Annotated in this window: 11 protein-coding genes; all 11 read left to right on the forward strand. The window is 38.1% G+C overall.

The genetic code is table 11. The features are described 5' to 3' along the window. Window positions 1–463 precede the first annotated feature (463 nt). The 11 genes from TR08_RS13420 (at window position 464) to TR08_RS13470 (ending at window position 11908) form a co-directional block, all read left to right on the forward strand. Window positions 464–1489 (forward strand): LacI family DNA-binding transcriptional regulator, encoded by a 1026-nt coding sequence (locus TR08_RS13420; RefSeq protein WP_045518856.1) that lies wholly within the window; start codon window positions 464–466, stop codon window positions 1487–1489. After that, the gene (gene rbsK, locus TR08_RS13425; protein ID WP_045518857.1) at window positions 1482–2411 is read left to right on the forward strand and encodes a ribokinase; all 930 of its coding nucleotides are present in this window, start codon (window positions 1482–1484) and stop codon (window positions 2409–2411) included. The genes TR08_RS13420 and rbsK overlap by 8 nt, the downstream gene beginning before the upstream one ends. 115 nt (window positions 2412–2526) lie before the next feature. Then, a complete protein-coding gene (locus tag TR08_RS13430; RefSeq protein ID WP_045518858.1) occupies window positions 2527–3261 on the forward strand; it encodes a glutamine amidotransferase in 735 nt (244 codons plus the stop codon). A gap of 22 nt (window positions 3262–3283) precedes the next feature. Next, window positions 3284–4564 carry a M20 family metallopeptidase gene (locus tag TR08_RS13435; protein ID WP_045518860.1) on the forward strand — a complete coding sequence of 427 codons (1281 nt, stop codon included), beginning with the start codon at window positions 3284–3286 and terminating at the stop codon, window positions 4562–4564. A 31-nt stretch (window positions 4565–4595) separates the two neighbouring features. Further along, the gene (locus tag TR08_RS13440) at window positions 4596–5540 is read left to right on the forward strand and encodes a substrate-binding domain-containing protein (RefSeq protein ID WP_045518862.1); all 945 of its coding nucleotides are present in this window, start codon (window positions 4596–4598) and stop codon (window positions 5538–5540) included. 84 nt (window positions 5541–5624) lie between these two features. Beyond that, window positions 5625–7127, forward strand: a complete 1503-nt coding sequence (locus tag TR08_RS13445; RefSeq protein ID WP_045518864.1) for a sugar ABC transporter ATP-binding protein — start codon at window positions 5625–5627, stop codon at window positions 7125–7127. Continuing rightward, a complete protein-coding gene (locus TR08_RS13450) occupies window positions 7120–8124 on the forward strand; it encodes an ABC transporter permease (protein WP_152597416.1) in 1005 nt (334 codons plus the stop codon). Before TR08_RS13445 ends, TR08_RS13450 begins: the two co-directional genes overlap by 8 nt. A gap of 5 nt (window positions 8125–8129) precedes the next feature. Then, window positions 8130–8969: a BtpA/SgcQ family protein gene (locus TR08_RS13455; protein ID WP_045518865.1), complete on the forward strand. Its 840-nt coding sequence runs from the start codon at window positions 8130–8132 to the stop codon at window positions 8967–8969. Window positions 8970–8986: 17 nt separating this feature from the next. Next, window positions 8987–9892: a carbohydrate kinase family protein gene (locus TR08_RS13460; protein ID WP_045518871.1), complete on the forward strand. Its 906-nt coding sequence runs from the start codon at window positions 8987–8989 to the stop codon at window positions 9890–9892. A 6-nt stretch (window positions 9893–9898) separates the two neighbouring features. Then, window positions 9899–11095 (forward strand): M20 family metallopeptidase, encoded by a 1197-nt coding sequence (locus tag TR08_RS13465; protein ID WP_045518873.1) that lies wholly within the window; start codon window positions 9899–9901, stop codon window positions 11093–11095. Window positions 11096–11215: 120 nt separating this feature from the next. After that, window positions 11216–11908 carry an SDR family oxidoreductase gene (locus tag TR08_RS13470; protein WP_052427455.1) on the forward strand — a complete coding sequence of 231 codons (693 nt, stop codon included), beginning with the start codon at window positions 11216–11218 and terminating at the stop codon, window positions 11906–11908. The last annotated feature ends 197 nt before the right edge of the window (window positions 11909–12105 follow it).

Genomic DNA, 12105 nt, shown 5'->3' on the forward strand with positions numbered 1-12105 from the left:
TGTATCATACAGTTCTCAACAATTTTCTTTTCGGTTTGACCATAAAAACTCATATAAATTTGGATTTGCTAGGTCTTGCCGCTGATCGGTGATTACTCAGACGAAAATATAACAATCTTATAATACAAAAAATATTCAGATTTTTTTAATTTTTTTGTTGTAATTAATAAAATTATTTTATAAAATAAAAAATGTAAACGTTATCTTATATTTTATATTAATAGCTTAGTAAATACTGTTAATATCGTATTTTTTTTATAAAAACGTTTACATTACTAATCAAATATCAAAGTTACTGATATGAAAAAGGTATTAGCACAAACACTTTTATTAAGTATTAAAAATTATAATTATTTAAAATGTAAACGTTATTATAAATTTATAGTATAAATCATAAAATAAACAAATACATCAACTTATTATTAGTAATAACGTTTACATTTACCTTTGATGGAGGATACTAATGTCTCATGAAATAACAATTAAAGATGTTGCGAAGCAAGCAAATGTGTCAGTAGCAACAGTTTCAAGAGTTCTAAATGGGCTCGATAGAGTAAGTGATAAAACGCGTAAAAAGGTACAAAAAGTTGTAAAGGAATTAAATTACGTGCCAAACACTATGGCAGTATCCATGGTTACCAAACAAACACAAATGTTGGCAGTTGTTGTTCCTGTATTTGAAAATCCCTTTTATACAGCAGTTATAAAAGGGACAGTAGATGTTGCTAGTCGAGAGGGATATCATACCGTTGTATTTTCAACCAATGATAGTGAGAAGGAAGAGGCTGCTTTTTTTATGAGTTCTCTAAAAAGAAATGTTGATGGAATTGTCTTAATTGGTGCTCATAATGATCCGGAATTTTATCAAAGTATTAATAAACCAGTCATTCTAGTGGATCGTTACATTGAAGGTTGTGGCCTTGATGGAGTGGTAATTGACAATTTTAGGGGAGCATATGAATCCACCAAGTATTTAATTGAAAATGGACATCAACAAATTGCTATTATTTCTGGTCCGCAAACGTTTAATGATGGAATCGAAAGGTACAGAGGTTATCAACAAGCGCTAAAAGATTTCGAAATTGATTTGGTCCCTGAATATTTTAAGCAAGGGGATTGGTTTGAACATCATGGTTATCAATCAATGAAAGAATTAATGAATTTAAGCAATCCACCAACCGCAGTGTTTGCAGCTAACAATATGATTTGTCAGGGCGTTATCAAAGCAATAAGAGATTTAAATTTAGAGATAGGTTCAGATATATCCCTTGTTGGTTTTGATGAAAATACACTCGCTGATTTTGTAAAGCCAAGAATATCAGTTATAAAACGCCCGACATATGAAATGGGTATTCATGCAGCTGAAATGCTGCTTCAAAAATTAAAGCAAGGAGAAAAAAACGACTCGGTTCCTAGGAAGGTTACATTAGGAGTTGAACTTTTGAAATTCGGTTCTGTGAAAAATCTAGGAGGTGAAAAAAATGCCTAATATTTTGGTAGTTGGCAGTATGAATATGGATATCGTGACTCGGGTAAATAGACATCCCTTACCAGGTGAAACGATTCATGGATTAAACACATCCTTTTTTTCAGGAGGTAAGGGAGCCAACCAAGCAGTTGCAGCTGTAAGGTCAGGTGCAACTGTAACGATGGTTGGCGCTTTAGGGGAAGATTTTTTTGGCAATGAAATTTCTAGGCTGCTTTTAAATGACCATATTAATTTAAGCCATGTTAAAAGGAAAAGTTCCATGACAGGTGTAGCCATCATTACAATTGATGATAGCGGAGAAAATAATATTGTTTTGAATAAAGGTGCTAACGGTATATTTATTCCAAAAGATCTTCTAGATGTTGAGCTTATTCAATACGATGCCATTCTTATGCAAAATGAAATACCTTGGGAAACAAATGCATTTATTTTAGAGAAAGCTTCTGAATTAAATATTAAAACTGTCTTTAATCCTGCGCCAGCTCTAACAATAAAAGATAGATATTTTCCGATGATAGATTTACTTATTTTAAATGAAATTGAAGCGTCTGAGATGACTAATATTCCAGTAAAAGATCAAGAAAGTGCGTATCAATCTGCATTAAGGCTTATTGAGAAAGGAGTTTCTGAAGTAATTGTAACTCTAGGAAAGCAAGGTGCCATTTATATGAATCAAAATGGCACCGTCTTCCGATCATCCGCCTTCGATGTACCAACTGTTGATACTACTGCTGCTGGTGATACGTTTATCGGTGCTTTTGTAAGCGCTTATTTTAATAATGATGTTGCGGATAGTTTAAAATATGCTGCGGCTGCAGCTGCTTTAGCAGTAACGAAAGAGGGGTCACAAAAATCCATTCCATTCTTAAAACAAGTGAATGCCTTTATTAAAGAAGCTCAAGATTTTTTGATTAACGTTTGAAATTAAAGCCTGCTTCCCTTTAAGCGATAACATTTGTGAAAAGTTTAAACATGATTGAAGCGGGTAAAAGCAGCAACAATTTTAAAATATAAAAAAAAATAGAGGAGGATTTAAAATGAAGTTATTGTTTATTGGAGAATCTTGGATGGTTCATATGGTTCATGTAAAGGGGTATGACAGTTTTACGTCTACTAAATATGAAGAAGGAGCTACATATTTACTTAATAGTTTAAAAGAGGCAAAGATCGAGGTTGATTATATGCCTGCTCACGAGGTTCAAGTGCGTTTCCCAAAGAAACTGGAAGACCTTCAACAATATGATGCCATTGTTTTAAGTGATATTGGTGCTAATACGTTCTTATTGCAAAATGCTACTTTCTATCAGATGGAAATTATTCCGAACGCATTAGAATTACTCAAAGAATATGTGGCGCTAGGCGGCGGCTTATTAATGATTGGCGGCTACCTATCCTTTATGGGAATTGAAGCTAAGGCAAATTATAAGAATACGGTGCTTGCAGATGTACTTCCTGTCGAAATGCTCGATACAGATGACCGCGTAGAAATGCCTCAAGGAATAAGAGCTGAAACAATCAAAGATCATGTTATTACACAAGGAATGGAAAATTGGCCGAATTTCTTAGGATATAACAAATTTACACCAAAGGATGGAGCCGAGGTTCTAGTAAACATTGAAGAGGATCCACTTCTTGTAGTTGGTCAATATGGAAATGGGAAAACGGCATGCTTTGCCAGCGATTGTGCACCGCATTGGGGGCCAAAAGAGTTTATGGAGTGGGAGCATTATCAGCCTTTATGGGTTCGGATTTTAGAGCATATAAAAAAATAATATCAAGAAGTTGGTGATAGGCATGAGAGTAGAGGAAATCGTTTGGGAAAACAAGGACGAGTATATTGATTTCTTGGCCAAATTGGTACAAACAGATACTCAAGTCATTGGACACGGAGTGTTAGGCGGAAAAGAGAAAGCAGGACAGGAAATCATTAAGCAGAAACTATCTGACCTTGGTTTTGAAATTGATGAATTTTTGGTGGATGATGAAAAAATTAAGAAATATCCTGGTGCGAACTTAGGCCATGATAATCGCGATCGTCCCAATATTGTTGGAACATTAAAAGGAACAGGCGGCGGGAAGTCTTTAATTCTAAACGGTCATATCGATACAATGCCTTTTGGTGATCGGGAGAAATGGTCTAATGACCCTTTCCTTGGACAAGTTCAGGATGATGTTCTGTATGGACTTGGATCAACGGATATGAAAGCTTCTTTAGCTGCAATGGTTATGGCTGCACAAACAATCAAAGCCTTGGGCTATCAATTAAAAGGTGATCTCATCATCCAATCCGTTGTGGATGAAGAAGGTGGTGGGAATGGGACCCTTGCATGTGTAGAACGTGGATATACAGCAGATGCAGCGATTGTCGGAGAACCGACCCAATTAAACATTCAGCCTGCACATATGGGCTTTTTATTCCATGAAATTGTTGTCGAAGGTCAAAGTCTTCATTCCAGCCAGCTTTGGAATGGTGTTAATGCCATTGATAAAGCCATAAAAATTTACCATGCTCTTAAGGATTTGGAGCACCGCTGGCTAATGACAGAAAGACACCCGCTTTTGCCTGGTCCTACTATTAATCTAGGCGAGATAAAAGGCGGAATAGCGGGTTCAGTTGTTCCAGGCTCTTGTACATTAAAAACCTGTCTTCATTACCAGCCAAATCAATCCGAAACCTATGAACAAACAAGAGAGCGTGTAAACAGAGAAGTTCTGGAGACGATTGAAAGGGTTGCCAAAGGGGATGAATGGTTAGAGAAGCATCCTCCTCTAATAAGTGTTTATCAGGAAGGCTATCCATTTGAGACGCCGATTAATCATCCTTTGGTTCATGAGATGAAGAGAGTGATAGGAGAAGTATTGAACAAAGAAGCTGTAATCGAAGGGATGCCAGCAGGGTGCGATGCCCGTCTACTTGCTGGGTTTGCCAACATTCCTACGATCATTGTTGGGTGCGGAGATCCAAGGCAGTGTCACTGTATTGATGAATCAGTCCCAGTTTCCCAGTTTCTATCACTAATCGAGATTTATGTTCAATTTATCATTTCTTGGTGTGGTGTAGAATCAATAGATTAAAAAACTATAAAAAATTTGGAGGGAAAAAGTTATGAAAAAAGCATTTTTACTGATTGCTGCAGCTATGCTACTTATTTTATCGGCCTGTGGATCACAGGAAAAAGCTGGGTCTGAAAAAAAGGATGATGGAAAATTAACAATTGGCGTTACAACAGCTACGCTCCGTCATCAATTCTTTATTGATATTGATGACGGAATGAAGAAGGCAGCAGAAGACGCTGGAGTAGAATTGTTAGTCAATGACCCTAACCTGGACTTAGCAAAGCAAGTGTCTTCAATTGAAGATTATATGCAAAAAGGTGTAGATGCTTTAGTTGTTTTAGCAGTTGATAATGCCGGTGTTGTTCCTGTAGTTGAAGAGGCGAAGGAAAAAGGAATCCCTATTATTACGGCAGATGCAGTGGTAGAAAGTGAAAGTGTAGATACATTCATCGGAACTGAAAACTACGATGCCGGGAAGCAGCTAGGCGAGTATTTAAAGAAGGATATTGAAACAAAAGGTAAGGACGTCCAAATTGCGGTTGTTACCCATGAACAATCTTTCGTACAAAAACAAAGATTAAACGGATTAAAAGAAGCGTTAAAAGGTATAGATAATGTAAAAATTTTGAATAGCCAGCCAGGCTACGATCGTCAAAAATCGATGGCAACAGTTGAAAATATCCTTCAGGCCAATCCAAATGTTGATTATATTTATGCTACCGCAGAGAATAGTGTACTAGGTGCATTGGCCGCTCTTGAATCTGCAAACAACAAGCAGACAAAAATTGTTGGTTTTGACGTAACCAAGGAAGCAGCAGAAGGAATACGCAGCGAGTATATCCTCGCAATGATTCAGCAACAGCCAATTAAAATCGGTGAAGAGTCTATTAAGGCTGCACTAGAAGCAATTAAAGGCAAAAAATTAGATAAAAACATTAGTGTTCCTGTTATTCTAGTGGATAAAGCAAATGTAGATGAACATTTCGAGAAATAACTGAAATATCAATTAATTTATAAAAAAACTCAGGGAGACCTTTACTCCTTGAGTTTATCTCCAAACGAGAGGGGGCGTTATGAAGTGAACTCACCAATAATTGAGTTAAAAAATATTACAAAAGAGTTTTCTGGTGTAAAAGCACTTAAAGGTGTATCTCTTACCGTTTATCCCGGAAGTGTTCATGCGCTTGTAGGGGAAAATGGCGCAGGTAAATCTACCCTAATGAAAATTTTAACAGGCGCTTACTCAAAAACGAGTGGAGAAATTCTTTATAATGGTAAAAGCATAGAGAATATGGACCCGAAAAACTCAAAGAAAATCGGGATTCATTGCATATATCAGGAATTAAATGTGGCAAATTATCTGACTGTCGCCGAGAACGTCTTTCTTGGCAGTCAGCCTGTCAATTCAATGGGACTGATTAATTGGAAGCAAATGAATGAAAAAGCAAAGGAAGTCTTTGCATCACTGCAAATTAATCTTGACCCCAAACATGTGGCCAAAAACATTAGTATTGCTCAAAAACAGATGATAGAAATTGCTCGTGCTATTACTCAGGAAGCTAAAATATTGATCATGGATGAACCAACATCTTCTTTATCAGAAAGAGAAACAGAAATTTTACTTTCTTTAGTGACTGAACTTAAAAATAAAGGTGTCAGCATCCTCTATATATCTCACAGAATGGATGAGATTTTCAGGGTGTGTGATACGGTCACCGTTCTAAGAGATGGCACCCATATTAAAACCTTGCCGATGAGTGAAGTCCAAAATGTGGACCAACTAGTTGAATTAATGGTAAATCGCAAGATGGATGATTATTTTAATAAAATTGAAGTTCCTATTGGTGAAACTGTATTGAAGGTGCAAAACCTTTCAAAAACAGGAGTGCTGAAAGACATTAATTTTGAACTACGGAGTGGTGAAATTCTTGGAATTGCAGGTCTAGTAGGGGCAGGGAGGACTGAAATCGCCCAAGCGCTTTTCGGTTTGTTAAAAAAGGATACTGGAGAAATCTTAATTGACAACCAATTAACCAAAATCAATAACCCTAGTGATGCAATCAAGCTGGGTATTGGTTTTGTTACAGAAAATCGAAAAGAAACAGGGCTGGTTCTAAAGCAAACTGTCAGGGATAATATATCTCTCCCAAATCTTAAGAAATTTACGAAGAGTCTTCTGGTTAATAAAAAGGCCGAAAAGAAAGTATCGGAAGATTATAAGCAAAAATTAAATATTAAGGCTAGAACGATTGAACAGACAGTTTCTACGTTAAGCGGAGGAAATCAGCAAAAAGCCATAATTGCCCGCTGGATGATCCAAGAACCACGTATTCTTATCTTGGATGAGCCATGCCGCGGGGTCGATGTTGGTGCAAAAGCGGAAATCTTTGCGCAAATTAGCCACCTTGCCAAGCAAGGTGTCGGAATAATTATGATTTCTTCTGAACTATCAGAGATCGTTGGCATGAGTGATCGAGCGATCGTCATGAGAGAGGGCGTTATTGCAGGTGAACTTAGCAAAGACATGATTACCTCTGATAATATTCTTAAATTAGCTTTTGGAGGTGGAATAAGTGCTTAACAATACTTCAACCAATTTGAATATAAATCAAAATAAGCAAACAACAAACTGGAAACAAAAGCTTTATGTCATTTTTGATAAGGGAAGTACAACAATAGGACTTGCTCTGCTCTTTATCATTATGTCTATTATTACTACCGATTTTTTAACAGTTGATAACCTACTCAATGTCATGCGTCAATCCGCAGTCTTATGTATTATGGCCGTAGCCATGACCTTCATTATTATTACGGGAGGAATCGATTTAAGTGCGGGGTCACAGCTGGCTGTCAGTGGCGTGGTAGTGAGTGGACTTATCGTGGCTGGTGTTCCGATTCCCCTTGCTATTCTTATTACTGTTTTGATAGGCGGGATGATTGGCCTCTTTATGGGGACAGTTATTTCGACACAGAATATTCCTCCGTTTATTGTTACTTTAGCGATGACGACTATTCTCAGCGGTATTGCTTTTGTTTATACAGAAGGTACGCCGGTAGTTATTACTGATGCTGTTTTCCGTCAAATAGGACGAGGATATCTTGGTCCGATTCCAACGGCGATAATCATCATGATCATTGTTGCCGTCATTGGACATATCTTATTGTCGCACACTCGTTTCGGAAGGTATGTCTATACGATTGGTGACAATGAAGAAGCAGCTAGATTATGCGGTATTAATGTGAAATGGGTTAAAACAGGCGTTTATGCTTTTGGTGGAGCAATAACAGCAATCGCTGGAATTGTCCTTGCCTCTCGTCTTTCTTCAGGATCACCGAATGCAGGTACAGGTTCAGAATTAGACGCTATTGCTGCTGTTGTATTAGGTGGAACAAATCTTTTTGGCGGTGAAGGGAAAATTACTGGAACTTTAATGGGTGTGGCGATTATTTCCATTCTGAACAACGGATTAAATTTATTAAATGTATCTTCCTACAATCAATTGATGATTAAAGGCGTTGTAATCTTGTTAGCAGTTTGGCTGAATTCAATTAAAGCGAGAAAGAAAGCGAGTGTGTAGGTAAAATGAGCGGCGGTATATTTCCAGAAAAGAAATTTATTTTAGAGAATTTATTTAATGTTCGTAAACCAATTATAGGAATGGTTCATTTAAAACCACTTCCAGGTGCTCCACATTACAAAGGTGAAAGCATGGATGAAATCGTTGAGTTTGCACTAGAGGATGTTCGGCGACTGGAGGAAGGTGGAGTTGATGGATTACAAATAGAAAATGCATGGGACATTCCCTTCCCAAAACCTGAGGATTTTAGCTTTGAAACAGTAGCTGCAATGACAGCTATAGGAGTAGAAATTGCTAAAGCTTCAAAGCTGCCACTGGGTGTGAACTGTTTAGCTAATGCGGTTATTCCAGCTATTGCAATTGCCAAAGCATGTAAAGCCAAATGGGTTAGATCTAACCAATGGGTTAACGCTTATGTCGCTAATGAAGGGATCGTCGAAGGGGCATCGGCCAAAGCCATGAGATATAAAGCAAATCTTTTCGGTGACGATATTAAAGTCATGGCTGATGTTCACGTGAAACATGGAAGCCATTCCATCGTTGCAGATCGCAGCTTAGCTGAGCAAACAAGGGACAATGAGTTCTTTGATGCGGATATATTAATTGCTACAGGAAACAGAACGGGTGACGAAACTTCATTAGATGAGCTTATTGGAATTAAGGAATCTGCAAGTTTGCCTGTCATAATTGGAAGCGGTATGACTGTCGAAAATGCCAAAAAGATTATGTCTATCGCTGATGGTGCCATTGTCGGAAGTTTCTTAAAGGAGAACGGAAATTGGTGGGAGAGAGTGGATACTGAAAGAGTAAAACAGTTTATGGATCAAGTAAACTCACTCCGGTAGAATAGGATGTCTTAAAAATGGTAAAAGTTGCGGTGCATGGGTTTATTAACGTGGATTTAATTGGACTGGTAGATCAGTTTTCTGAAATGGATCAGGAAGTGGAATGCAGGGACCTGCAAATAACCCCGGGTGGATCGGCAGCAAATGTTGCTGTCGGTCTCTCACGTTTGGGGGAGGAAGTTTATTTTTTAGGTGCCGTTGGTGAAGATTCGTATACTTCATTTTTATTAGAGAGCTTGGAAAAAGCTAAATTGGACTACATCCAAAAAGTATCAGGGGGGACTTCGGGTACTGTAATGGTTTTGGTAAATCGTTTAGGATTACGAACAATGTATACCTTCCCGGGAGCAAATACAAATTTCGAGCCAAATTTAGTTCCGAGGGATTTTTATGAAAGCATTGATTTGCTTCACCTAAGCAGTCCTCATCTGGACATGGCTCCATCACTCTTTCAATGGAAGGAAAAGTCCCCCAGACTTAAGATTTCTTTTGATCCAAGTGCATTATTGACTAAGAAGGGCTTACAGCATTTAAGACCATTTTTCTCAAAGACAGATATATTATTTGTAAACCGCTCTGAATTAAATGATTTGTTCCCAAATCATGATGTTGATTATTCGATCCGGTCGCTTCACGATTTAGGTATTAATCAAATATTTGTTAAATTAGGAAGAGAGGGCGCACTGTCAAGTTTTATTACAGAAGGAAGCCGCTGCAATCAGCTTCTCCTTCCATCTTTAAAGGTTGAACCGATTGATTCAACCGGTGCGGGTGATGCTTTTGCCGTAGGTGCCCTATATGGAATTAATCGAGACTGGTCGCAGAAGACCATATTGCAGGCTGGGATTAAACTTGGGGCTGGTGCTGTATCACAAACCGGTGCCAGAAAAGGGCTGCCTTATTCTTTTGAAGCAGGAGTGTAGCTAATCATGGATATCCAAAGTGTATTTCAATATATTGACGAAGAAGATGCCATACAGTTTTTACAGTCTTTAATTCAGGTAAATACCATCAATCCACCGGGTATGGAAAAAGCGTTGGCTGATAGGATCAGTCAGCGCTTAGCAAATTCTGATTTGTTAATGCAGTCTGATTTTGTTGATAAAGATAGGGAAAATTTAATCGTTTCTTATATTAATGAAGGATTATTACCTGATCGTTCGAAAACGCTAATATTTAGCGGTCATTTCGATACCGTCCCAGTCGGGAATGTAGAATGGACCTACCCGATATTTGAAGGGAGACGAGTTGGAGATCGGATTTATGGACGGGGCTCAACAGATATGAAAAGTGGTGTAGCCGCCATGATTGTAGCAATGGAATGTGTCCAAAAAGCAGGAATTAAATTGAACGGCACCCTTCAATTTGTCGGAACTGTTGGGGAAGAAGTAGATTGTATAGGCGCCAAAACGGTGGTCAAAAAAGGACAGATTGATCAAGCCTCAGCGATGGTCATTAGTGAACCTACTTCGAATCAGCCCGTGATTGCCCACAAGGGAGTATTGTGGCTTAAAATTTCTATGTATGGAAAAACAGCCCACGGTTCGATGCCCTCACAAGGAATCAATGCAATATTAGCGATGAACCATTTTATAAATGAATTAAATAGCTATGTTATCCGTTATGATGACCACGAGATATTAGGCGGTTCTACATTGAATATTGGTATGATCAATGGGGGAGTTGGAACGAATGTAGTTCCGGATAAATGTACCATAACGATTGATATTCGGACAGTGCCGGGACAAACACATTCAGAAATTATCGGAGATATTAAAGAACTTTTACAAAAGGTATCTAAAATAATGAACGTATCGTTTGAACTAGACATTCTCAATGACATGGGCTGTGTCTATACTCCTCCAAACCATCCCTTTGTCGATTTAGCGGTAATGACGGCTCAAGGCATCAATAACCAGAAAAGCCTAGTTCCGGGAGGAGTTAATTATTACACTGATGGATCCATCTATAAAGGCCACTTGCCGGATGTTCCAATATTAATCTATGGACCTGGAGAGCCTAAACAAGCTCACCAGCCTGATGAATGGGTAGATGTTCATAAATACCTTGAATCTATTAAATTTTACATCGCCCTAGCAATCCAGTATCTAGGTAAGCAAGGGTGAAGCATATGCGGAGGGACGGTTATATCGCTTCCTCTTCTATCAGTTGGGTGCTTGTTATCACAGATAATTCCTTCCAGTCTTGGAGGTTTTAAGTTACAGAATAGAAAGGATAAATAAGTATTGGATATAAAAGTCGTTGTTATCACAGGTGCGGGAAGCGGACTAGGTGCTTCTTTGGCTAAGAAATATTCTGTTATGGGATGCCACGTATGTTTGCTGGGGAGAACGGTATCAAAACTTGAACGGATAGCTGAACAATTAACCAATAGCTATTCGATTTACGAAGTAGACGTGACATCCAGAAATGCAGTAGCAAATGTGATGGAGTCTATTAAAGAAGAAGCGGGACCTATTGATCTTCTAATCAATAATGCCGGACTTGGGGTATTTGATTTGGCTGAAAATTTAGTAGAAGAAGCTGTGCATGATATGATTGATATTAATCTAAAGGGCACGATATTCTGTACTCAAGAAGTACTGCCGAGCATGAAAAAGCACAATCAAGGAATCGTTGTAAACGTTATTTCGACTGCTGGAGTTGAAGGGAAAGTTAACGAGACAGTTTATTGTGCAAGTAAATTTGGTGTACGAGGATTCACCGAGAGTCTTGCTCTTGAACTGAAAGAAACAGGGATAAGGGTGTTAGGTGCTTATATGGGCGGAATGAAATCTCCATTCTGGGATGGAATTTTATCAGCTGAAAGAATAAAGGACTTTATGGACCCCGATGATGTAGCCGACATCATTATTGAAAACACGAAACCTCGAAAAAATATTACCGTAACCGAAGTAATTATTAAGAACAAGATGTGATTTAATAACGTTGCCTGTCTCATTCAATGCACTTACTCCTTTTACAACCATTACATAATGAGGGGAAGACTCAGACCATCAAGTATACTTTAAGTGAAATGGAAATTTAAAAATAAAGGTGCTAGGGACCATCCAGATAATTTCTAGTTTGTTCATATCTTCTTTCCTTCACATTTACTCCGCGGCTTTTGACATTG

The organism is Neobacillus niacini (genome assembly GCF_000759675.1).
GTDB lineage: Bacteria > Bacillota > Bacilli > Bacillales > Cytobacillaceae > Neobacillus > Neobacillus niacini_A.

Bases quoted from the DNA above. Each gene is read 5' to 3' on its own strand.
- TR08_RS13420 (WP_045518856.1), top strand. From the start codon at position 464: ATGTCTCATGAAATAACAATTAAAGATGTTGCGAAGCAAGCAAATGTG.
- rbsK (WP_045518857.1), top strand. From the start codon at position 1,482: ATGCCTAATATTTTGGTAGTTGGCAGTATGAATATGGATATCGTGACT.
- TR08_RS13430 (WP_045518858.1), top strand. From the start codon at position 2,527: ATGAAGTTATTGTTTATTGGAGAATCTTGGATGGTTCATATGGTTCAT.
- TR08_RS13435 (WP_045518860.1), top strand. From the start codon at position 3,284: ATGAGAGTAGAGGAAATCGTTTGGGAAAACAAGGACGAGTATATTGAT.
- TR08_RS13440 (WP_045518862.1), top strand. From the start codon at position 4,596: ATGAAAAAAGCATTTTTACTGATTGCTGCAGCTATGCTACTTATTTTA.
- TR08_RS13455 (WP_045518865.1), top strand. From the start codon at position 8,130: ATGAGCGGCGGTATATTTCCAGAAAAGAAATTTATTTTAGAGAATTTA.
- TR08_RS13460 (WP_045518871.1), top strand. From the start codon at position 8,987: ATGGTAAAAGTTGCGGTGCATGGGTTTATTAACGTGGATTTAATTGGA.
- TR08_RS13465 (WP_045518873.1), top strand. From the start codon at position 9,899: ATGGATATCCAAAGTGTATTTCAATATATTGACGAAGAAGATGCCATA.